The 19,638-nt window shown below is 36.3% G+C and carries 32 protein-coding genes; all 32 read left to right on the top strand.

What is annotated here, in order from left to right:
* Positions 1-2: 2 nt before the first annotated feature.
* The 32 genes from rplB (at position 3) to K8P03_RS02315 (ending at position 19,587) form a co-directional block, all read left to right on the top strand.
* Positions 3-836, top strand: coding sequence for a 50S ribosomal protein L2 (rplB, locus tag K8P03_RS02470; protein ID WP_223418047.1), 834 nt, complete (start codon positions 3-5; stop codon positions 834-836).
* A gap of 9 nt (positions 837-845) precedes the next feature.
* Positions 846-1,133 (top strand): 30S ribosomal protein S19, encoded by a 288-nt coding sequence (gene rpsS / locus K8P03_RS02465; protein ID WP_004826896.1) that lies wholly within the window; start codon positions 846-848, stop codon positions 1,131-1,133.
* 9 nt (positions 1,134-1,142) lie between these two features.
* Positions 1,143-1,484 (top strand): 50S ribosomal protein L22, encoded by a 342-nt coding sequence (rplV, locus tag K8P03_RS02460; protein WP_223418046.1) that lies wholly within the window; start codon positions 1,143-1,145, stop codon positions 1,482-1,484.
* A 7-nt stretch (positions 1,485-1,491) separates the two neighbouring features.
* Positions 1,492-2,226 carry a 30S ribosomal protein S3 gene (gene rpsC, locus K8P03_RS02455; protein WP_223418045.1) on the top strand — a complete coding sequence of 245 codons (735 nt, stop codon included), beginning with the start codon at positions 1,492-1,494 and terminating at the stop codon, positions 2,224-2,226.
* 27 nt (positions 2,227-2,253) lie between these two features.
* Positions 2,254-2,682, top strand: a complete 429-nt coding sequence (gene rplP, locus K8P03_RS02450) for a 50S ribosomal protein L16 (RefSeq protein WP_223418044.1) — start codon at positions 2,254-2,256, stop codon at positions 2,680-2,682.
* A gap of 2 nt (positions 2,683-2,684) precedes the next feature.
* Positions 2,685-2,891, top strand: a complete 207-nt coding sequence (gene rpmC / locus K8P03_RS02445; protein WP_004826892.1) for a 50S ribosomal protein L29 — start codon at positions 2,685-2,687, stop codon at positions 2,889-2,891.
* Between the two features lie 5 nt (positions 2,892-2,896).
* Positions 2,897-3,157, top strand: a complete 261-nt coding sequence (rpsQ, locus tag K8P03_RS02440; RefSeq protein ID WP_223418043.1) for a 30S ribosomal protein S17 — start codon at positions 2,897-2,899, stop codon at positions 3,155-3,157.
* 17 nt (positions 3,158-3,174) lie between these two features.
* Positions 3,175-3,543 (top strand): 50S ribosomal protein L14, encoded by a 369-nt coding sequence (gene rplN, locus K8P03_RS02435; protein WP_209773450.1) that lies wholly within the window; start codon positions 3,175-3,177, stop codon positions 3,541-3,543.
* 9 nt (positions 3,544-3,552) lie between these two features.
* Positions 3,553-3,861 (top strand): 50S ribosomal protein L24, encoded by a 309-nt coding sequence (gene rplX / locus K8P03_RS02430; protein ID WP_223418042.1) that lies wholly within the window; start codon positions 3,553-3,555, stop codon positions 3,859-3,861.
* Positions 3,862-3,876: 15 nt separating this feature from the next.
* Complete coding sequence (rplE, locus tag K8P03_RS02425; protein WP_223418041.1) at positions 3,877-4,419, top strand: 50S ribosomal protein L5; 543 nt, start codon at positions 3,877-3,879, stop codon at positions 4,417-4,419.
* Between the two features lie 11 nt (positions 4,420-4,430).
* Positions 4,431-4,616, top strand: a complete 186-nt coding sequence (locus tag K8P03_RS02420; protein ID WP_223418039.1) for a type Z 30S ribosomal protein S14 — start codon at positions 4,431-4,433, stop codon at positions 4,614-4,616.
* Between the two features lie 19 nt (positions 4,617-4,635).
* A complete protein-coding gene (rpsH, locus tag K8P03_RS02415; protein WP_209773442.1) occupies positions 4,636-5,031 on the top strand; it encodes a 30S ribosomal protein S8 in 396 nt (131 codons plus the stop codon).
* A 10-nt stretch (positions 5,032-5,041) separates the two neighbouring features.
* Positions 5,042-5,581, top strand: a complete 540-nt coding sequence (gene rplF / locus K8P03_RS02410) for a 50S ribosomal protein L6 (RefSeq protein ID WP_223418038.1) — start codon at positions 5,042-5,044, stop codon at positions 5,579-5,581.
* 9 nt (positions 5,582-5,590) lie between these two features.
* Complete coding sequence (gene rplR, locus K8P03_RS02405; protein WP_223418037.1) at positions 5,591-5,950, top strand: 50S ribosomal protein L18; 360 nt, start codon at positions 5,591-5,593, stop codon at positions 5,948-5,950.
* 12 nt (positions 5,951-5,962) lie between these two features.
* Complete coding sequence (gene rpsE, locus K8P03_RS02400; RefSeq protein ID WP_223418036.1) at positions 5,963-6,472, top strand: 30S ribosomal protein S5; 510 nt, start codon at positions 5,963-5,965, stop codon at positions 6,470-6,472.
* A 10-nt stretch (positions 6,473-6,482) separates the two neighbouring features.
* Positions 6,483-6,665: a 50S ribosomal protein L30 gene (rpmD, locus tag K8P03_RS02395; protein WP_223418035.1), complete on the top strand. Its 183-nt coding sequence runs from the start codon at positions 6,483-6,485 to the stop codon at positions 6,663-6,665.
* Positions 6,666-6,673: 8 nt separating this feature from the next.
* Entirely contained in the window at positions 6,674-7,153 is a 480-nt protein-coding gene (rplO, locus tag K8P03_RS02390) for a 50S ribosomal protein L15 (protein ID WP_223418034.1), read from the top strand.
* A 15-nt stretch (positions 7,154-7,168) separates the two neighbouring features.
* A complete protein-coding gene (gene secY / locus K8P03_RS02385) occupies positions 7,169-8,443 on the top strand; it encodes a preprotein translocase subunit SecY (RefSeq protein WP_223418033.1) in 1,275 nt (424 codons plus the stop codon).
* A gap of 3 nt (positions 8,444-8,446) precedes the next feature.
* Positions 8,447-9,097 carry an adenylate kinase gene (locus tag K8P03_RS02380; RefSeq protein ID WP_223418031.1) on the top strand — a complete coding sequence of 217 codons (651 nt, stop codon included), beginning with the start codon at positions 8,447-8,449 and terminating at the stop codon, positions 9,095-9,097.
* A 124-nt stretch (positions 9,098-9,221) separates the two neighbouring features.
* A complete protein-coding gene (infA, locus tag K8P03_RS02375) occupies positions 9,222-9,440 on the top strand; it encodes a translation initiation factor IF-1 (RefSeq protein WP_223418029.1) in 219 nt (72 codons plus the stop codon).
* 79 nt (positions 9,441-9,519) lie between these two features.
* Positions 9,520-9,633, top strand: a complete 114-nt coding sequence (gene rpmJ, locus K8P03_RS02370) for a 50S ribosomal protein L36 (protein ID WP_004818043.1) — start codon at positions 9,520-9,522, stop codon at positions 9,631-9,633.
* 9 nt (positions 9,634-9,642) lie between these two features.
* Positions 9,643-9,987: a 30S ribosomal protein S13 gene (gene rpsM / locus K8P03_RS02365; protein WP_223418028.1), complete on the top strand. Its 345-nt coding sequence runs from the start codon at positions 9,643-9,645 to the stop codon at positions 9,985-9,987.
* Positions 9,988-9,990: 3 nt separating this feature from the next.
* A complete protein-coding gene (gene rpsK / locus K8P03_RS02360; protein ID WP_004826876.1) occupies positions 9,991-10,389 on the top strand; it encodes a 30S ribosomal protein S11 in 399 nt (132 codons plus the stop codon).
* Between the two features lie 13 nt (positions 10,390-10,402).
* Positions 10,403-10,996, top strand: coding sequence for a 30S ribosomal protein S4 (gene rpsD / locus K8P03_RS02355; protein ID WP_223418027.1), 594 nt, complete (start codon positions 10,403-10,405; stop codon positions 10,994-10,996).
* 32 nt (positions 10,997-11,028) lie between these two features.
* Positions 11,029-11,979: a DNA-directed RNA polymerase subunit alpha gene (locus K8P03_RS02350; protein ID WP_223418026.1), complete on the top strand. Its 951-nt coding sequence runs from the start codon at positions 11,029-11,031 to the stop codon at positions 11,977-11,979.
* Positions 11,980-11,987: 8 nt separating this feature from the next.
* Positions 11,988-12,329, top strand: coding sequence for a 50S ribosomal protein L17 (gene rplQ, locus K8P03_RS02345; protein ID WP_223418025.1), 342 nt, complete (start codon positions 11,988-11,990; stop codon positions 12,327-12,329).
* Positions 12,330-12,532: 203 nt separating this feature from the next.
* Positions 12,533-13,396 (top strand): hypothetical protein, encoded by an 864-nt coding sequence (locus K8P03_RS02340; protein ID WP_223418024.1) that lies wholly within the window; start codon positions 12,533-12,535, stop codon positions 13,394-13,396.
* Between the two features lie 212 nt (positions 13,397-13,608).
* Positions 13,609-15,591, top strand: coding sequence for a coiled-coil domain-containing protein (locus K8P03_RS02335; RefSeq protein ID WP_223418022.1), 1,983 nt, complete (start codon positions 13,609-13,611; stop codon positions 15,589-15,591).
* Positions 15,592-15,798: 207 nt separating this feature from the next.
* Positions 15,799-16,911, top strand: a complete 1,113-nt coding sequence (locus tag K8P03_RS02330; protein WP_223418020.1) for a PP2C family protein-serine/threonine phosphatase — start codon at positions 15,799-15,801, stop codon at positions 16,909-16,911.
* On the top strand, positions 16,908-17,543 hold the full coding sequence (deoC, locus tag K8P03_RS02325; RefSeq protein WP_223418018.1) for a deoxyribose-phosphate aldolase: 636 nt from the start codon (positions 16,908-16,910) through the stop codon (positions 17,541-17,543). Before K8P03_RS02330 ends, deoC begins: the two co-directional genes overlap by 4 nt.
* 2 nt (positions 17,544-17,545) lie before the next feature.
* On the top strand, positions 17,546-19,003 hold the full coding sequence (locus tag K8P03_RS02320) for an alpha-amylase (RefSeq protein WP_223418016.1): 1,458 nt from the start codon (positions 17,546-17,548) through the stop codon (positions 19,001-19,003).
* Positions 19,000-19,587, top strand: a complete 588-nt coding sequence (locus tag K8P03_RS02315) for a ribonuclease H1 domain-containing protein (RefSeq protein WP_223418014.1) — start codon at positions 19,000-19,002, stop codon at positions 19,585-19,587. The genes K8P03_RS02320 and K8P03_RS02315 overlap by 4 nt, the downstream gene beginning before the upstream one ends.
* Positions 19,588-19,638 lie beyond the last annotated feature (51 nt).

Raw genomic sequence — 19,638 nt, 5'->3', positions numbered from 1 at the left:
AGATGGCTATTAGAAAATTAAAACCAACATCAAACGGACATAGAAATATGTCAGTAAGTACCTTTGAAGAAGTTACTACAGCAAAGCCATACAAGGCACTAACTACAGACCTTAAAAGCAAGGCTGGTAGAAACAATACAGGTAGAACAACAGTAAGATTCCGTGGCGGCGGAGTTAAGAGAAGATATAGAATTATCGACTTCAAAAGAGATAAAGATAATATTCCAGCAAGAGTACAAACAATCGAATACGATCCAAACAGAAGCGCATATATCGCACTAGTAGCATATGCTGATGGTGAAAAAAGATATATCCTAGCTCCAAAAGGATTAAAAGTAGGCGATGTAATCGAATCTGGCGAACATGCTGATATCAAACCAGGTAACGCTCTTGAACTAAAAGACATTCCAGTAGGTACAACAGTACACGCAGTAGAACTTAGAGCAGGCCGTGGAGCTATACTTGTAAGAAGTGCCGGAGTTGGCGCACAACTTATGGCTAAAGAAGGCGGATTTGCTACACTAAGACTACCAAGCGGTGAAATGAGAATGGTACACTTAAACTGCAAAGCAACTATCGGTACAGTAGGAAATTCTGAACACGAACTTATAAGAGTTGGTAAAGCAGGTAAATCTAGATATAAAGGCAAGAGACCTCACGTAAGAGGATCAGTAATGAACCCAGTAGACCATCCACACGGTGGTGGTGAAGGTAGAGCACCAATTGGTAGACCAGCTCCAATGACACCATGGGGCAAGAAAGCTATCGGTGTTAAGACTAGAAATAAGAAAAAACAATCTTCTGCATACATCGTAAGAAGAAGAAACGAAAAATAGGGGGATATAATGGCTAGATCACTTAAAAAGGGACCATTTGTCGATGATCATTTAATGAAGAAAATAGACGAATTAAATGAAAAAAATGAAAAGAAAGTAATTAGAACATGGTCAAGACGTTCTACAATATTCCCTGAATTTGTAGAACACACAATAGCAGTTCATGACGGAAGAAAACACGTTCCAATCTATATCACAGAAGATATGGTAGGTCATAAACTTGGCGAATTTGTGCCAACAAGAACATTCAGAGGCCACGCTAAAAAGGCAACTGAAATGAAAAGCAAAATGCGTTAGGAGAGATAAATGAAAGTACAAGCAATAGCTAAATATCAAAGAATATCTCCTCTAAAAGTTAACTATATAGCAAGAGAAATCAGAGGCAAACAAGTAGACGAAGCACTAAACATCTTAAGATTTACTAACAAGAAAGGTGCAAGACTACTTGAAGAAGTACTAAAAAGTGCCATTGCCAATGCTGAAAACAACGACGGACTTGACAGAGAAGATCTATACGTAGAAAAAGCATACGCAAATGATGCTCCAACTATGAAAAGATACAGACCTAAAGCTAAGGGTGCTGCATACCCAATATTAAAAAGATCAAGTCATATCGGCGTAGTGTTAGCGGATATAGAGGAAAGGTAGGATTAATATGGGACAAAAAGTAAACCCTAAAGGATATAGAGTAGGCGTAATCAGAGATTGGGACTCCAAATGGTTCGCTGATAAAAAAGACTTTTCTGACCTTCTAGTAGAAGACGTAAAGATAAGAGAATTTATCAAAAAGACAGCTTTTGAAGCTGGAATTGCAGATATTGAAATTGAAAGAGCAGTAAACAACCTAAAGATTACAATCTTCACAGGAAAACCAGGAATGGTAATCGGTAGAGGTGGTGTTGGAGTTGAAGAACTAAAAGCTAAGATTGAAAAAATCGCTCCAGGCAAAAGAATCATCATCAACGTTGAAGAAATCAAATACCAAGATTTATCTGCCCAACTAGTTGCTGAAAATATTGCTAACCAACTAGAAAACAGAATTGCATTTAGACGTGCCATGAAACAATCTATCCAAAGAACAATGAGAGCTGGAGCTAAGGGTATTAAAACTATGGTTTCAGGAAGAGTTGGCGGAGCAGATATGGCAAGAAGTGAAGGATACTCAGAAGGTACAATTCCACTTCAAACACTAAGAGCAAATATTGACTACGGTTTTGCAGAAGCAGACACAGAATACGGTAAAATCGGATGCAAAGTTTGGATCTACAAAGGTGAAGTTCTTCCAGGAGAAAAAGCTGAAAGAGAACCAAAACTAGCTGCTCCACAAAATAACAGAAGAAAGAAAAGAAATAATAGACGTCCAAACAGAAATAATCAGGGACAAAATTAGTCTTAAAGAATCAGGAGAGTATTATTTATGTTAATGCCTAAAAGAGTAAAATATCGTAGACAACATAGAGGCAGAATGAAGGGTAATGCTAATAGAGGTAACCAACTTGCTTATGGTGAGTATGGCTTACAAGCTCTAGAAGCTTGCTGGATGACAGCAAACCAAATCGAGGCTGCTCGTCGTGCGATGACAAGATATATAAAAAGAGGCGGAAATATTTGGATAAAAGTATTTCCAGACAAACCAGTATCTAAAAAGCCTGCAGAGGTAAGAATGGGTTCTGGTAAAGGTGCACCAGAATACTGGGTAGCCGTAATCAAACCAGGTAGAGTACTATTTGAGATGAGTGGTGTTAGTGAAGAGGTAGCAAGAGAAGCGATGAGACTTGCTGCACAAAAACTTCCAATCAAGACAAAATTCATCCAAAGACTTGAAGTAACAGGTTCGGAGGAATAAGGATGAAAATAGCAGAAATTAGAAATTTATCAGACAAAGATCTAGATAAACAACTATTTGATTTACAAAATGAGCTTTTCAATCTTCGTTTTAGGCTTGCCACAGGTCAGTTAGAAAACCCAGCAGCTATAGGAACTGTTAAGAAAGATATAGCTAGAGTTAAGACTATCCAAACAGAAAGAAAGATTGAAGCGGGCAAGGAGGCTTAATCTCAATGGAAAGAAATAGAAGAAACGTGCGCCAAGGCGTGGTAGTATCTGACGCAATGGATAAGACTATAACAGTTCTTGTTGAAGATATCATTAGCCACCCAGTGTACAAAAAGAAAATAGTTAGAAGTAAAAAATACAAAGCTCATGATGAGAAAAATGAAGCTAAAGTTGGCGATAAAGTAGTAATAATGGAAACAAGAGCCCTATCTAAAACAAAAAGATGGAGACTAGTACGCATTAGCCAAGCGGCAGAAATTGTTTAATTAATAAGGAGATTATTATGATACAACAAGAAACTCGTATGAGAGTAGCAGATAACTCCGGCGCAAGAGAACTTTTAGTAATCAAAGTTCTTGGAGGAACTAGAAGAAGATATGCCAATATTGGTGATGTAGTTGTTTGTTCAGTAAAAAGTGCAACACCCGGCGGAGCGGTAAAAAAAGGTCAAGTAGTTAAGGCTGTTATTGTTAGAACAAAAAGAGGCCTAAAAAGAGTTGATGGTTCAGTAATAAGATTTGACGATAACGCAGCAGTAATCATCAAAGACGACCAAACACCAGTAGGAACAAGAATCTTTGGTCCAGTAACAAGAGAACTAAGATCTGAAGGTTTCATGAGAATTATCTCACTAGCACCGGAAGTATTATAGGGGGATAAAATGCATATAAAAAAAGGCGATAAAGTCCAAATAATATCAGGTGAATATAAAGGACATGTAGGAGAAGTTTTACAAGCTTTCCCAAAGACAAATAGAGTAATAGTTGAAGGTGCCAACGTGCAAATAAAACACCAAAGAGCAACAACAATGGGCGGTGAGTCAGGAAGACTTGAACAAAACGGTCCAATTGATGCATCAAATGTACTTCTATACTCAGAAGAACTTAAAAAAGGTGTTCGTACAGGAATTGTTTACGAAGACGGCAAAAAGATTCGTAAATCAAAAAAGACTGACGAAAAATTCGACTAGGTAATAGGAGATATTATGACACAGAGACTTAAAGAAAAATATCAAAACGAAGTTGTTGAAAAACTTATCGAACAGTTCGGTTATAAAAATGTTATGCAAGTTCCAAGACTTGAAAAGATTGTTATAAACATCGGACTTGGAGAAGCAAAAGACAACCAAAACCTATTAAATGCAGCTAAGAGAGAACTTAGCCTAATAACAGGTCAACAACCAATCGAAATCAAAGCTAAAAAATCAGTAGCAAACTTTAAATTAAGAGCTGGTCAAGCAGTTGGTACAAAAGTTACCCTTAGAAGAGAAAAGATGTATGACTTCCTAGATAAGTTAATCTCAATCTCACTTCCAAGAGTTAGGGACTTTAGAGGTATCAACCCAAATTCTTTTGATGGCCGTGGAAACTATTCACTAGGTATCAAAGAACAATTGATCTTCCCTGAAATCAAGTATGACGATGTAGACTTCATCCACGGAATGGATATTACAATCGTAACTACTGCTGAAACTGATGAAGAAGCAAAAGCATTCTTAGAATTAATGGGAATGCCATTTAGGAAATAGAAGGAGCAAAAATGGCTAAAAAGTCACTAAGAGCTAAACAACAAAGAAAACAAAGATTCTCTACAAGAGAATATACAAGATGTAAACTTTGTGGAAGACCACACGGCTACTTAAGAAAATATGGAATTTGCCGTATTTGCTTTAGAGAACTTGCAAATAATGGACAAATACCAGGAGTAAGAAAAGCAAGCTGGTAATTAAGGGGGAAAGATAATTATGATGACAGATCCAATAGCGGATATGCTAACAAGAATCAGAAATGGTAACAAAGCTAATCATAAAAAGATTACTGTTCCATCTTCTAATGAGAAAAAAGCTATTGCCCAAATACTGCTTGATGAAGGCTTTATAACAGGGTTTAACGTAGAAGAAGACAATAAACAAGGTATTCTTACAATAGATTTAAAATATACAGAAAATGGCGAAAAAGTAATCTCTGGCCTTAGAAGAATCTCTAAACCAGGTCTTAGAGTTTACGTAAAAGCTAATGAAGTTCCAAAGGTACTAGATGGTCTTGGAACAGCGATTATTTCGACATCAAAAGGACTTATGACTGACCGTGCTGCAAGACGTGAAAATGTAGGCGGCGAAGTTATTTGTTACGTATGGTAAGGAGTAATATATGTCAAGAATAGGTAAACAACCAATCGTAATACCTTCTGGAGTAGAAGTTACTATAGATGGTCTTAATGTAAAAGTTAAAGGAAAAAACGGAGAAGATAGCTTAACAATAAGCGATAGAGTTACACTTGAACAAGTTGAAAATGAACTAATCCTTTCAATTCCTGAAAACTATACAAAACAACAAAACATTGACCACGGTCTTTATAGATCTTTAATACACAATATGGTAGTAGGAGTATCAGAAGGTTATCAAAAAACACTTCAAATCGAAGGAACAGGATACAGAGCAGCTAAACAAGGTAAGAACTTAGTATTAAACCTAGGTTATTCTCACCAAATCACAATGCCAGATCCTGAAGGTATCGAAACTGAAGTACCAAATGATAGAACTATTATTGTTAAGGGATACAACAAACAACATGTAGGTCAACATGCTGCAAACATCAGAGCTAAGAGAAAACCTGAACCATACAAGGGCAAGGGAATCAGATACGCTGATGAGCATGTAAGACGTAAAGTTGGTAAGACAGGTAAGTAGGAGATATAAATGGCTAAGAAGAATAAAAACGATAGACTTATAACTCGTAAAAAAAGAGTTAGAGCAAAGATATCAGGAACTCCTCAAAGACCAAGACTTTCAGTTTATAAATCAAACACAAACATCTATGCACAACTAATTGACGATGTTAACGGCGTAACACTTGCAAGTGCTAACAGCCTTCAAAAAGATGTAGCAGAAAGCGAACACGCTAACGTTGAAACAGCTAAGAAAGTTGGAGCAGCAATAGGTAAGAGAGCTCTTGAAGCTGGCATCGAAGAAGTTGTATTTGATAGAAATGGTTATTTATATCACGGAAAAGTCAAAGCACTAGCAGAAGCAGCAAGAGAAGCTGGTCTTAAGTTTTAGGAGGTTGGTAAAATGAAATATTTATTAAAAAGTGAAGTAGAAAAACTAAACCTCGAAGATAGAGTAGTTGCAATCAACAGAGTTGCTAAAACTGTAAAAGGTGGACGTAACATCAGATTTACAGCCCTAGTAGTTGTAGGAAACTCAAACGGTGTTGTAGGTGTTGGAACAGGTAAAGCTACAGAAGTACCAGAAGCAATCAGAAAAGCTACAGAAAATGCTAAAAAGCAAATGATAGAAGTTCCAGTAGTAGGAACAACAATTCCACACAGAATTCAAGGAGTTGATGGTGCAGGTAAGGTATTACTAATGCCAGCAGTAGAAGGTACAGGAATCATCGCAGGTGGTCCAGTACGTGCTATATGCGAACTTGCAGGATTCAAGGATATCAAAGCTAAAAACCTTGGTACATCAAATCCAAGAAATATCATTAACGCATGTATAAACGCATTTTACAACATGAAGACTGTAGAAGAAGTTGCAAGACTTCGTGGTATATCGGTAGAAGAATTTGACTATTAAGGAGAGTACAATGGCAAGAATTGAAATCACACTTAAAAGATCTTTTATCGGTAAAAAAGATGGACAGATCGCAACAGCAAAAGCGCTTGGCCTTAGAAAAATCGGTCAATCAGTTGTTAAAGAAAATAATGACGCAACCAAGGGAATGGTTCACAAAATCAGACACATGGTTGAAGTTAAGAATATAGACTGAGGTGTAAAATGAAATTACATGATTTACAACCAAACGTTAAATTAAAAGATAAGAAACGTAAAGGAAGAGGAGCTGGTTCAGGACTAGGTAAAAGATCTGGTCGTGGACAAGACGGACAAAACTCAAGAAGTGGTGGAGGAGTAAGACCAGGTTTCGAAGGTGGTCAAATGCCTCTATACAGACTCTTACCTAAAAGAGGTTTTAAAAATATCAACAGAAAGATTTACGAAACAATCAATGTTGAAAGCTTAAACGTCTTTGAAGATGGTACAGAAGTTACACCAGAATTATTATTTGAGACAAAACTATTAAAGAAAAACAAAGCTAAAGCTGGAGTTAAGATCCTAGGCGATGGCGAACTAGAAAAGAAACTAACAATAAAAGCTCATAAATTCACAAAATCTGCTGTAGAAAAAATCGAACAAGCAGGTGGAAGTGTAGAAACTATCGAAGTGAAAAAGTGGGTAAAACCATCTAAAAAAGCTTAATAGAAAGAAGTAGCTATGTTAGATATAATTAAAAGAGCAGCAGGGGAAGAAGAAATCAGGAAGAAATTCCGATTCACCCTCTTGATGCTTGTAATATATAGGCTTGGAAACAACATTCCAATACCTTTTATCGATACAAAGGCCTTAGCAAACGTATATTCAAACATTGAAGGAACCCTTGTTGACTACCTAAATATGTTAACAGGTGGTGGACTATCAACCTTATCAATATTTGCCCTAGGAGTTCAACCTTACATTACAGCATCAATCGTAATGCAATTACTAACTGTAGTAATACCAAGGTTAGAAGAATTAACTCGTGAGGGTGAACAGGGAAGAAAAACCATTCAAAAATACACCAGGTATATGACAATAGTACTTGCCATATTCCAGGCAATAGCCATTACAAACGGCCTTTACGGTGCAGCCCTATCAAGTGCAACAGGCTTCCAAAAGATAGCCATGAATGTTACCCTAATAGGCGGAACAATGTTTGTAACATGGATGGGTGAAACTATGACAGAAAAGGGACTTGGTAACGGTACAAGTTTACTAATCTTCATGGGTATTATAGCATCCTTCCCAAGAACCATTTCTAGATGGCAAGAAGGCCTTCACTACAATACTACAAGCGTTCTTGCTATAGCTATTATGTCAATTTTAGTTGTCCTAATAGTAATAGCAGTAGTAATGATATCTGAAGGTGAAAGAAAAATCCCAATCCAATACGCAAAAAGAGTAGTAGGACGTAAGATGTACGGCGGCCAATCAACCCATATTCCAGTAAAGGTAAACATGGGCGGAGTAATGCCAATCATCTTCGCATCAGCAGTACTTGCTATTCCTTCTACTGTATCACTATTCTTCGGAAATGGTGGAGAAAGCGGATTAACTGCATTTTTCAACAAATCAACATTTGGTTTCGCGGTATATCTATTAGTACAAACTGTACTTATCCTAGTATTCGCATACTTCTATAACCAAATCCAATTTAACACCGTTGAATATGCAAAGCAACTACAACAAAATGGTGGTTTCGTTCCGGGAATTAGACCTGGTAAACCAACCAGTGATTTCCTAGCAACTGTATCAACAAGAATAACCTTCATCGGTTCAATTTGCTTAGCCCTACTAACCATAGTACCAGCTATAGCAAGCAGACTCCTAGGACTACAAATATCATTTGGTGGATCATCAGTAATCATCGTTGTAGGTGTAATTATTGAAACTGTAAAACAAATCGAAGCTATGATGACTATGAAGCAATATAAAGGATTTTTAAACAGGTAAGAAATGAATATAATATTGTTAGGCCCACCAGGAGCTGGTAAGGGTACGCTATCAAGTAAAATAATAGACAGATTAGACGCAGTTCAGATAGCAACAGGTGACATATTCAGATACAATATCTCAAATAAAACTGAACTGGGAATGAAAGCAAAATCTTATATGGACAGAGGAGACCTTGTGCCAGATGAATTAACAATTGATCTAGTATGGGATGCCTTTGACAAAGTGGAAAATAGGGATGAAAGAATAGTACTATTCGACGGATTTCCTAGAAACTTAGACCAAGCCAAGGCCCTAGATAAGGGAATGGCAGAAAGAAATACTGAAATAGGCCAGGTAGTTTATTTTGATGTAGATGATGAAATCCTAATTGAAAGAATTACAGGCAGAAGGGTTTGCGAAGACTGTGGAGCAACCTTCCACATAATGAACAATAAGCCTCAAAAAGAAGGCCTTTGTGATAAATGTGGCGGAAAGCTCATTCAAAGAAATGATGATAATGAACAAACAGTTAAAAACCGTATTGCAGTATATAATGACTTCACCAGTCCACTCATAGAATACTATGAAAAGGCAGGAAAGTTAGTTAAAATAGATGGCGCTAAAACTCCAGAAGAAGTTTTTAACGAATTTAACGATAAATTAGGAAAGTAAACTAATTTATGCTAAGAAAAAATTAGATGTGATAGAATCTTACAAAGATTTCTAGAACAAAGTCGTTGATAAAACACAAGCGTTCAATAGACATTTTAGAAAATTTATAAAGGAGGTTCTATCAATGTCAAAAAAAGATGCTATAGAAGTTACAGGAGAAGTTGTCGAAGCAATGCCTAATGCAATATTTAGGGTAAGACTAGACAACGGACATGAAGTACAAGCTCACATATCAGGCAAGCTTCGTATGAACAGCATTAGAATATTAGAAGGAGATACAGTAACTGTAGAGCTATCTCCTTACGATCTTAGCCAAGGTAGAATTACTTGGAGACGCAAATAATTACCAAGGCAAAGGACATTAACTTTAATTTTAAAAGTTAGATCTAAAAATAAGATATAAACTTAAGTTAGGAGCAAACATGAAAGTTAGAGCATCAGTTAAAAAAATGTGTGATAAATGCAAGATTATCAAAAGAAATGGTAAAGTTATGGTAATCTGCGAAAATCCAAAACACAAACAAAGACAAGGTTAGGAGGGTTTAATGCCAAGAATAGCTGGTATAGATTTACCTAGAGAAAAAAGAGCAGAAATTGGACTAACATATATTTATGGTGTAGGAAGAGCAACTGCTAACGAAATATTAGAAAAAGCAGGAATAAATCCTGATACAAAGATGAAAGACCTTACAGAAGAAGAACTTGGTAAGATCCGTGAACAATTAGACCACTACACAATCGAAGGTGACCTAAGAAGAGAAACAAGTCTTAACATCAAAGCACTTAGAGAAAATGGTTCTTATAGAGGACTTAGACATAAAAACGGTCTTCCAGTAAGAGGTCAAAACACAAAGAACAACGCAAGAACAAGAAAAAGCAGAAAGGGTTAATAGATGGCTCCAAAAGGAAAAAAATCTACCAAAGGTAGAAGAAGAGTTAAAAAGAATGTTGAACGTGGCCAAGCTCACATTTCATCAACATTCAATAATACAATGGTAACACTTACTGATATGCAAGGAAACGCACTCTCTTGGGCAAGCGCAGGACAACTAGGCTTTAGAGGAAGTAGAAAATCTACTCCATTCGCAGCAGGTGAAGCAGCAGAAACTGCAGCTAAAATTGCAATCGACCAAGGCCTAAAAACTGTAGAAGTTTATGTAAAAGGACCAGGTTCAGGAAGAGAAGCAGCAATCAGAAGTCTACAAGCAGCAGGACTAGAAGTTACAATGATTAAAGACGTAACACCAATCCCACACAACGGTTGTAGACCACCAAAGAGAAGAAGAGTTTAATTAAGGAGATATTATGGCAGTAAGCAAAGATCCAGTATACAAAAGAGCGAGAGCTTTAGGAATTTCTCCAGCCTACCTAGGATACACAGGTTCTTCAAATAGAGCTCTTCCAAAAAGAAGAAGCAAACTATCTGAGTATGGTATGCAACAAAGAGAAAAACAAAAAGCTAAATTCATCTACGGAGTAAGCGAAAAACAATTTAGAGGCTACTACGACAAAGCTAGCAGAATGAAAGGTCAAACAGGTGAACAACTTATAATCCTTTGTGAAAGAAGACTAGATAACATAGCCTTCAGATCAGGCCTTGCTAGAACAAGAAGAGAAGCAAGACAAATCGTGACACACGGCCACCTACTCGTAAATGGTAAGCAAGTAGACATCCCATCTTACTTAGTTGAAGAAGGTGATGTAATCGAAGTTAGAGAAAAATCTAGAACAAACACACTATTTAAAGCTATCAAAGAAGTAAATGCATCATTTGGTGTAGTTGAATGGTTAGATAGCGACATAGAAAACCTAAAAGTAAAAGTAGTAAAGTTCCCAACAAGAGAAGAAATAGACATTCCAGTTGAAGAACGTATGATAGTAGAGTTCTACTCTAAGTAGGATTAAGTAATAGTTAGAACTAAGGAGCTACCATGATCGATAAAATAGAAACTAATATAGAGATATTGGATATAAGGGAAGAAGACCACTACGGTAAATTTGCCCTATACCCACTTGAGCGAGGATATGGTACAACCATTGGAAACAGCATGAGAAGGGTGCTCTTATCATCCTTACCTGGTTCTAGCGTCTCAAAAATACTAATCGATGGAGTACTTCATGAATTTTCTATAATTGATGGAGTAGTTGAAGACGTTCCAGAAATAATCCTAAACATCAAAGGCCTAAATGTAAAAAAACATTCAGACGAAGATGTAACCTTATTTCTAGAAATTGAAGGACCAAAGATAGTAACAGCCAAAGATATAAAAGAAGATGCCTTAGTTGAAATAGCCAATCCAGACCATTATATAGCTACAGTTAACGATAAAAGTAAGCTACTAATAGCTATGGATGTAACAAATGGAAATGGTTATAGGATATCAGAAGACAATAAAGATGAAAAAGATCCTATAGGAACTATCGCTATCGATTCATCCTTCACCCCAGTAGAAAAAGTAAACTTCACAGTTGAAAACACCAGGGTAGGAGAATCTACAGACTTTGATAAGCTAATAATAGAAGTATGGACAAATGGAACAGTAACTCCACAAGAAGCCCTAGCAGAAGGCTCATCAATCCTAATCGACAACTTCTCATTCTTCAAGGAACTACCAGGAAAGACATTCCCACCAGAAGAAATTGAAGTTGAAGAAGAAATAGTTGAAGAAGATACAAACGAAGATCTAGATAGAACAATCGAAGAACTAGACCTATCATTAAGATCATTCAACTGTCTAAAAAGAGCAGGCTTCAACACTGTGGCAGACATAATAGCAGTTCCAGAATCAGAACTAAAGACAATCAAAAATTTCGGTAAAAAATCACTAACTGAAGTAATAGATAAAATCCATGAACTTGGATTTTCCCTAAAAGATGAATAGGAGGAAATATGGCAGGCAAAAGAAAACTTGGTAGAAGAACAGACCATAGAGATGCTATGCTTAGAAACCTAGTGGGTTCATTACTTGAACACGGTAGAATCGAAACTACCCTAACAAGAGCTAAAGAAACACAAAAAATGGCTGAAAAGATGATCACCCTAGGTAAGAGAAACACACTTCACACAAGAAGACAAGCAGCAAGCTATCTTTACGAGCCAAAACTTGTACAAAAACTATTTTCTGAAATCGCACCAGAATACGAAGACAGAAACGGTGGATACACAAGAGTACTAAAACTAGGACCAAGAAGAGGCGACGGATCAGAACGCGCAATCATCGAACTAGTTTAATAAATAAAAGCCCAAAATTCGCGGCTGTGGGCTTATAGATTTATTTAGATTATAATTTAAATAAAGACCATCCTCAAAAGAGGGTGGTTTTTTTGTGATTACATAAAAATTCTTAGTCATAAATATAAATTGAAAATATAAAAATGGACGGTAAAGTGATAAAAAACTGAATTACGAAAGTAGATATTAAAAGGAGTAAATTTATGAAAACAAACAAAAAAGTCCTTGCAGGTGCAATGGCAATTTTATTAGCAACTGGTGGCTTTGTAAGCAAAGCGCATGCGAAAGAAGCTATTAGGGGAGTAGAAGGATCTGCAAATTTTCTTAAGAATGAAAGCCAATTTGATTATTTTAAAAGAGTGATAAGTACCGACGATCAATTATCCGATGAAGAAAAGAAATATTTCTTAGAACGACTTGAAGCGGTTAAAAATAAAGGAAATCAAGCGGTATCTCAAGCTTACGGTGATTATAATGCCTATATCGAACAAAAAATTATAGAAGAAAGGCAAAAATCTGAAAAGGCAGCAAAAAAAGCTTCTAAAGACGATGTAAATAATGCTAATAATAAGGATAGAAACAAACAAACATCAAAACCAAAAAAGAAAGACAACCTTGAAGAACTTAAGACAGCAAGAGAAGAAGCTAGAACAGCTATCAAGGCTGTAGCTCTTCTAAAAGAACTTTCTCCAGAAAAGATCAAAAACGTTGAAGCTAAACTTAATGCTCTAGTTGTTAAAGCTGAATCTCTTATCAAAAAAGCTGACGAAAAATTAGCAAAAGCTAAAGTAGCCTTCATCGCTACAGCTTACGCTGATGAAGAAGCTGATAACACAGACGCTCTAATCAAAGAATTAGACTCTACAACAAGCGAAATCAAAGATCTAATCAAAGATAAACCAGAAGAAAAACAAGAAGAAGAAAATAAACCAGAAGAAAAGAAAGAAGAAAAAACTCCTTCTAAAAAAGCTGGTAACAACGCAAAAACAGGTGTTGCTGGAGTAGCAGGCATTGCAGGTATCCTAGCAGCAGCTTCAGTTGCATACGCAGCAAGCAAAAGAGACTAATTAATCTAACAGAAAATCCACCCCTAGTGGGTGTTTTTTCTTGGAAAATTTTATGTTTATTTTATTTTTTCGCAACAATAAGGCTTGGATATATTTATCGTAAATGGCTTTATATCAATGATTATAGGAAATTATAAAAAATATTATCTCCTTAACATAAATTTAACAAGCAATATTTTATTATAGGAATATAAAATTTTAGGAGATAAAAAATGAAGAAAAAAATTATAATTACAAGCCTAATGATGGCATCGGTCCTGCCTTTTATGGGAAAAATAGAAACTGCAAGAGCGGATGAAGGGAAAAACCTTAATGAAAAAGCGAAGTCTGAATTAGATCAAGCAAAAGAAAACCTTAAATCAGCCCAAGATAAAAAAACAAATCTTGAAAAAGACTTAGATCAAGCAAAAAAAGATGCAGCAAAAAACCAAGAAGAGAAAGAAGCTTTAGAAAAAAAGCTTGGAAAAATAGAAGAAAATATAAAAAATAATGAAGAAATCCTAGCCAAAGAACAACAGAAAAATGAATTAGATAAGAAAATTGAAGAACTCAAGCAAAGAGAAAAAGAAGTAAATGCAGAATTAGAAGCAGCTACTAAAACATATCAAAATGCAGAAAAAGTTTATGAGGCTGAAAAAGCCAACCCTAGCCCAAGCCCTGATTTTGCGAGTAAAGATAGGGTAGATGATTTAAAAAATGAATATGATTTAGCGGAGAATTATCACGGCCAAATTCAAAAGAAAGAAGATAATCTAAAGGAGGACTTATCTAAAATAGAAGGCGATTTATATAAGGCATATGGTCAAAAAAATGGGATTGAAGAATTTATAAAAGAATTTGAAAGCCAAAATCCAGATAAAAAAGATACCCCAGCCTATAAAGCCTTCAGAGAAAAAGCATTAGCTAAATCAAAAATTATTGATGAAAATTACAATAGGCTAGAAAAAGAAGTAAAAGATAAGAATGAAAAAATTATAGAAAATAAGAAAGAACTTGCAAGTAGTGAGCAAAAAAGAGATGATAGATACAATGCTTACAAGAAAGAAGAACTTGCCTTAGGTTATGAAACTGACTATAAAAATGCTATTATTAAAGATAAAAATCTAGAAGGTATTCAAAATTCTAAAGTCAATGAAGTTGCTGAAGCATCTAAAACCTTGCAAGATAGCATAAGAGAAAAAGAAGAAGCAGAAAATGCTTATCAAGAATATTTAGAAAATGAAGCTATGAAGCGAAAAGAATTCCACAAATCTAAATCAATATCTGAATGGTTAAATAAAAATTTAGCTGATGATAGGAATGATTTTGCAAAAGATAATAAAACCTACCTTAAAAACCTAGCTAATATTCATGACCAAAGGGCTAAGGGAATAATTGAGGAATTGACCAAGTTTTCCCAACATAAGAAAGATTTAGAAAAAGCTGTAGATTATAAAAAACACCAACTTTATTCTGCAAAAGCAAATTATGAAACTAAAACAAATTCCCTAGAAGCCATTACTGAATTTAGAAAATTCTTAGAAAACAAGAAAAATGGAAGAGCCAATTCACAAATTTTAGAATCCTTGAAAGAAAAATATTATACAGCCAAAGCTGAATTGGATAAAAAATTAAAAGAAATTGATGATATAACAAAAGAACAACAAAAATTTATTGATGAAAGAGATAGACTAGGCGTTGGGTCTGAGGATGTTCAAAAAGCAAAAGAAAAAATAGCTGAAAATAATGCTGAGATTGATAGACTAAAAAATGACATCAAAGCCTTAGAAAAATCTGAAGAATTAAAAAAGGTAAAAAGTTTAGAAGAGCAAATCAAAACTCTAGACCAACAAATAAAAGACCTTCAAAAGCAAATTAAAAACCTTGAAAATCCTAGAAAGCAAGATAATCCTACTAGACCAGATCATAGGACAGAAGGAAGTAGTGATAATAATATTGCTGATGATTACGGGATTGACCTATCAAGTCTTAGCCTTGAAAAAATGGATAAAAAAATCCGTTTAAAAAATTCTTACCTAAGATTAAAAGCAAGTGTTAATAGGGCCAAGGAAGTCGTAACACTTGCAGAAAATTATGCAAAAACAGGCAAGATGGACGCTAATAAGAGAGCGAAGCTTATTAAATTGATAGAAAAATTAAAAGTAAATATAGGTCTTGTGGAAAAACACCTAGTGAAAATGGAAGCGTCCCTATAAAATATATAAAAAGGCTAATGGCTGTAAAATTATCAGTCTAGCCTTTTTCTTTTGGTAAATTTTATTTTACTTTTATAAATATTTTAAGGTAAAGGGCTTAAATTCAAAAGAAAAGTCCAATTTTATTGGCATATAAGGCCTAAAAACTTTGATTGAATTACTATATTAAAAAGATATAGTTACTATAAAGACAGTAAAGGGGTCGCAATGAGGAAATCTTTTGATAAAAACCGAGATTTACAAGAGAATATCAACTTTTTTATCCTTAATTCCATGGATGATTGGGTGAGGATTATTGATGATTTTGGTCAGGTGACCTTTATTAATGACGCCCTCAAAGATGCCCTAAAGAAAAGTCCAAAACTTAAAACCTACTTGGATGAAAATATAGACCTAATTATTTCTAATTCTAACACTTTGTCAAAGTCAGCGACCATGATTGAGGAAAAGCTCATCGACGGCAAGTATTATTCGATAAAATCAAGTCCGATTTATCTTGGTGATACCTTCACAGGCACTATCGAAGTCTACAGGGATATTACCAGCGAATCTATCCTTAAAATTGACCTTTACAATGCCAACAAGGCCATGCTTGACGATATACGTTTTGTAAGGCGTATCCAGTCTTCAATCCTTCCTAAAAATGGGACTTACGGCAAGCTAAGCCTGTCTGGAATTTATAATCCTGCAGACGATGTATCAGGCGATCTTTATGACCTAATTAAGATAGATGAAAATAGGATTGCTTTTTATATTGCGGATGTCATGGGCCATGGGGTAAAGGCTTCAATTATGACTATGTTTTTGAAGGTGACCATGAGTGCGATTTTTGATAAGCATCCAGATTATTCTCCAGGCCAGGTTTTTCTAAATCTTAGGAAAAAATTTACTAAATTACAGATTGATTCTAGTCAGTATTTTACAGCTTGGCTGGGTATTTTTGACTTTAGGGACGATAGTCTGGTATTTTCTAATGCTGGCCACAATTGTCCGCCACTGATTTATTTCAAGGAGAAAAACGAGGCAGAATATCTCCTTGCTAATGGGAGGATGATCTCAAATATAATCGAGCCTGACGAATATATAGAAAAAAGCCTAAACTTATCCCAAGGTGATAAGATATTATTTTTTACAGACGGAGCAATCGAAGCGAAAAATGAAGAGGGAAACGAATTTGGTCTTGAAAGGTTGAGGGAGACTTTTTCCAAGTCACGTGATTTAACCTTTGTTGATGATATAATCACATCCTACAACTGGCAGGCCATGGCAGATGATTTGACCCTTGCCCTATTAGAATATGAAAAGAAGGAAGAGATATGAAACTTAACCAATATATAGACCACACAAATTTAAAAGCTGATGCAAGTATAAAAGATATTAAAAACCTAGTTGATGAAGCGGTTGATCACGATTTTTATTCTGTTTGCGTAAATTCAGCCAATGTTAAACTTATAAAAGACTACAACAAGGACGTAAGGATAGCCGCTGTTGTTGGTTTTCCTCTAGGAGCTATGGCCAAGGAAGCCAAGGTTTTTGAGGCAAAAAAAGCCATAGAAGACGGAGCTTGTGAAATTGATATGGTAATCAATGTTGGCAGGCTTAAAGACGGTGAATATGCATATGTAGAAGACGAAATTAGAGAGATTAAAGAAGCTATAGGTTCAAATGTCCTAAAGGTAATTATAGAAACTTGTCTTTTGATAGATGAGGAAAAAATCAAGGCTTGCCAATTATCTGTAGCCGCAGGAGCTGATTTTGTAAAGACTTCTACAGGTTTTTCTACAGGTGGAGCGACAGTAGCAGATGTGAAATTAATGGCAGAAACTGTTGGTAATAAGGCAAAAGTCAAGGCTAGCGGTGGCATCCACACCAGAGAAGAGGCTCTAGTAATGATAGAAGCAGGTGCATCAAGGATTGGTGCATCAAAGTCAATTGATATTTGTAAGGAGTAAACATGGCCAATGAAATAATGATGCAATCTTTTGAATGGGACACAGACGGATCTGGAGATTTTTATAAAAAACTTTCAAGAGATGCCAAAGACTTAAAAAAAGCGGGTATTGACGCCCTTTGGCTTCCACCAGCCTGTAAGGGTGGTGGTGACAATGACGTTGGTTATGGAATCTACGACCTTTGGGACTTGGGAGAATTTGACCAAAAAGGCACAATTAGGACCAAGTACGGAACCAAGGATGAATTAATCAAGGCCATAGCCGACCTCCATGAAGCAGGGATAAAATCCTACGCAGACATAGTCCTAAACCACAAGGGTAATGCTGATTTTAAGGAAAGTTTTAAGGCCGTTATGGTCGACCAAAACAATAGGGAAGAAGACGTATCTGGCGAGCTTGAAATCGAAGGATGGACAGGTTTTGATTTTAAGGGCAGAAAGGGAAAATATTCCGACATGACCTGGCACTACTACCATTTCACAGGTATAGACTACGATGCTAAGAGCGAAACCTCTGCCATTTATAGGATTTTGGGGGATGGCAAGTATTGGGACGAGGACGTTTCCAATGAAAAGGGCAATTTTGATTATCTTATGAATTGCGACATCGACCACAACCACCCAGAAGTCCGTGAAGAGATTTTTAAATGGGTTGACTGGTTTATTAAGGAAACCAAGGTCGATGGCTTCAGATACGATGCCCTAAAGCACATTTCAGGTGACTTTATCTACGAACTTTCCAAACATATATACGACAATATGGGCGAAAACAAGTTTTACTTATTTGGAGAATTTTGGCAATATAACACAGGTGCCATCGAAAATTATCTCCAAAACTCAGACTACAAGATAGACCTTTTTGACGTTCCACTCCACTTCCACATGGCAGAGGCCAGCAAGTCTATGGGCGGCTATGACATGAGAAAAATCTTTGACGGCACAGTTGTCAAGGAATTTCCAGCCCAAGCAGTAACCTTTGTCGACAACCACGACTCCCAACCAGGCCAAGCACTTGATTCTTGGGTAGAAGACTGGTTTAAGGAAATAGCCTACGCCTTGATTTTATTTAGGAAGGACGGTTATCCATGCCTCTTTGCGGGCGATTATTACGGCCTTATTGGGCCTGTAAAAAAAGACCCACTCAAAGATATGCTTGATAAGATGATGGCCGTTAGAAAGGCATATAACTACGGAGAAGAGGATGATTACTTCGACCACCCATCTGTAATTGGTTGGGTAAGACGAGGCGATGATGACCACAAGCCACTAGCAGTTCTAATCTCCATTCAAGATATGGCGGAAAAACAAATGTTTGTTGGCGAATCTGAAGCTGGCGCCACCTATGTTGACCTTTCAGGCAAAAATGAAGAAATTACCATAGATGAAAATGGCAACGGCGTCTTTACAGTAGGACCTGGCCAGGTAACCTACTGGGCAAACAAGGAAAGCTTAGGCCAATGAAGAAATATTACGCAGTAAGAAAAGGTAGAAATCCTGGGATATACACATCCTGGGATTCTTGTCTTAAGGAAGTAAAGGGATTTTCAGGCGCCATTTACAAGTCCTTTAAAACTAAGGACGAGGCTATCGCTTTTATAGAAGGGGCTGAAAAGAAAATTGAAGTTGACGCAGACACCATTGTCGCCTATGTCGATGGATCTTTTAACCTGCCAGAGAAAACCTACGGTGCAGGTGTAGTCCTAATCAAAGATGGCGAGGAGGAATATTTCAAAAAAGCCTACACCGACTCCTACTACACCCACAGGAATGTGGCAGGAGAAGTAAAGGCGAGCGAGCTTGCCATTGACCTTGCCATAGAAAAAGCTTATAAAAAAATAATCATCCACCACGACTACCAAGGCATCCAAGCCTGGGCCGAAGGCGATTGGAAGGCCAACAACGACCTCACCCAATCCTACAAGGCCTTTATTAATGACAGAAAAAAATATATCCAAATCGCCTTTGTAAAAGTCAAAGGCCACTCAAATGACAAATACAACGACCTAGCCGACAGGCTTGCCAAGGATGCTTGTGGGATAAAATAGCTTACAAAAATTGTAGGGAAACATTTAGCCTTTCTTGTTATACTTATAATA

The organism is Anaerococcus murdochii, assembly GCF_019957155.1.
GTDB classification, from domain to species: Bacteria; Bacillota; Clostridia; order Tissierellales; family Peptoniphilaceae; genus Anaerococcus; species Anaerococcus murdochii.
This window is presented reverse-complemented; position numbering and strand designations above follow the sequence as displayed.

Bases quoted from the DNA above. Each gene is read 5' to 3' on its own strand.
- rplB (WP_223418047.1), top strand. From the start codon at position 3: ATGGCTATTAGAAAATTAAAACCAACATCAAACGGACATAGAAATATG.
- rpsS (WP_004826896.1), top strand. From the start codon at position 846: ATGGCTAGATCACTTAAAAAGGGACCATTTGTCGATGATCATTTAATG.
- rplV (WP_223418046.1), top strand. From the start codon at position 1,143: ATGAAAGTACAAGCAATAGCTAAATATCAAAGAATATCTCCTCTAAAA.
- rpsC (WP_223418045.1), top strand. From the start codon at position 1,492: ATGGGACAAAAAGTAAACCCTAAAGGATATAGAGTAGGCGTAATCAGA.
- rplP (WP_223418044.1), top strand. From the start codon at position 2,254: ATGTTAATGCCTAAAAGAGTAAAATATCGTAGACAACATAGAGGCAGA.
- rpmC (WP_004826892.1), top strand. From the start codon at position 2,685: ATGAAAATAGCAGAAATTAGAAATTTATCAGACAAAGATCTAGATAAA.
- rpsQ (WP_223418043.1), top strand. From the start codon at position 2,897: ATGGAAAGAAATAGAAGAAACGTGCGCCAAGGCGTGGTAGTATCTGAC.
- rplN (WP_209773450.1), top strand. From the start codon at position 3,175: ATGATACAACAAGAAACTCGTATGAGAGTAGCAGATAACTCCGGCGCA.
- rplX (WP_223418042.1), top strand. From the start codon at position 3,553: ATGCATATAAAAAAAGGCGATAAAGTCCAAATAATATCAGGTGAATAT.
- rplE (WP_223418041.1), top strand. From the start codon at position 3,877: ATGACACAGAGACTTAAAGAAAAATATCAAAACGAAGTTGTTGAAAAA.
- K8P03_RS02420 (WP_223418039.1), top strand. From the start codon at position 4,431: ATGGCTAAAAAGTCACTAAGAGCTAAACAACAAAGAAAACAAAGATTC.
- rpsH (WP_209773442.1), top strand. From the start codon at position 4,636: ATGATGACAGATCCAATAGCGGATATGCTAACAAGAATCAGAAATGGT.
- rplF (WP_223418038.1), top strand. From the start codon at position 5,042: ATGTCAAGAATAGGTAAACAACCAATCGTAATACCTTCTGGAGTAGAA.
- rplR (WP_223418037.1), top strand. From the start codon at position 5,591: ATGGCTAAGAAGAATAAAAACGATAGACTTATAACTCGTAAAAAAAGA.
- rpsE (WP_223418036.1), top strand. From the start codon at position 5,963: ATGAAATATTTATTAAAAAGTGAAGTAGAAAAACTAAACCTCGAAGAT.
- rpmD (WP_223418035.1), top strand. From the start codon at position 6,483: ATGGCAAGAATTGAAATCACACTTAAAAGATCTTTTATCGGTAAAAAA.
- rplO (WP_223418034.1), top strand. From the start codon at position 6,674: ATGAAATTACATGATTTACAACCAAACGTTAAATTAAAAGATAAGAAA.
- secY (WP_223418033.1), top strand. From the start codon at position 7,169: ATGTTAGATATAATTAAAAGAGCAGCAGGGGAAGAAGAAATCAGGAAG.
- K8P03_RS02380 (WP_223418031.1), top strand. From the start codon at position 8,447: ATGAATATAATATTGTTAGGCCCACCAGGAGCTGGTAAGGGTACGCTA.
- infA (WP_223418029.1), top strand. From the start codon at position 9,222: ATGTCAAAAAAAGATGCTATAGAAGTTACAGGAGAAGTTGTCGAAGCA.
- rpmJ (WP_004818043.1), top strand. From the start codon at position 9,520: ATGAAAGTTAGAGCATCAGTTAAAAAAATGTGTGATAAATGCAAGATT.
- rpsM (WP_223418028.1), top strand. From the start codon at position 9,643: ATGCCAAGAATAGCTGGTATAGATTTACCTAGAGAAAAAAGAGCAGAA.
- rpsK (WP_004826876.1), top strand. From the start codon at position 9,991: ATGGCTCCAAAAGGAAAAAAATCTACCAAAGGTAGAAGAAGAGTTAAA.
- rpsD (WP_223418027.1), top strand. From the start codon at position 10,403: ATGGCAGTAAGCAAAGATCCAGTATACAAAAGAGCGAGAGCTTTAGGA.
- K8P03_RS02350 (WP_223418026.1), top strand. From the start codon at position 11,029: ATGATCGATAAAATAGAAACTAATATAGAGATATTGGATATAAGGGAA.
- rplQ (WP_223418025.1), top strand. From the start codon at position 11,988: ATGGCAGGCAAAAGAAAACTTGGTAGAAGAACAGACCATAGAGATGCT.
- K8P03_RS02340 (WP_223418024.1), top strand. From the start codon at position 12,533: ATGAAAACAAACAAAAAAGTCCTTGCAGGTGCAATGGCAATTTTATTA.
- K8P03_RS02335 (WP_223418022.1), top strand. From the start codon at position 13,609: ATGAAGAAAAAAATTATAATTACAAGCCTAATGATGGCATCGGTCCTG.
- K8P03_RS02330 (WP_223418020.1), top strand. From the start codon at position 15,799: ATGAGGAAATCTTTTGATAAAAACCGAGATTTACAAGAGAATATCAAC.
- deoC (WP_223418018.1), top strand. From the start codon at position 16,908: ATGAAACTTAACCAATATATAGACCACACAAATTTAAAAGCTGATGCA.
- K8P03_RS02320 (WP_223418016.1), top strand. From the start codon at position 17,546: ATGGCCAATGAAATAATGATGCAATCTTTTGAATGGGACACAGACGGA.
- K8P03_RS02315 (WP_223418014.1), top strand. From the start codon at position 19,000: ATGAAGAAATATTACGCAGTAAGAAAAGGTAGAAATCCTGGGATATAC.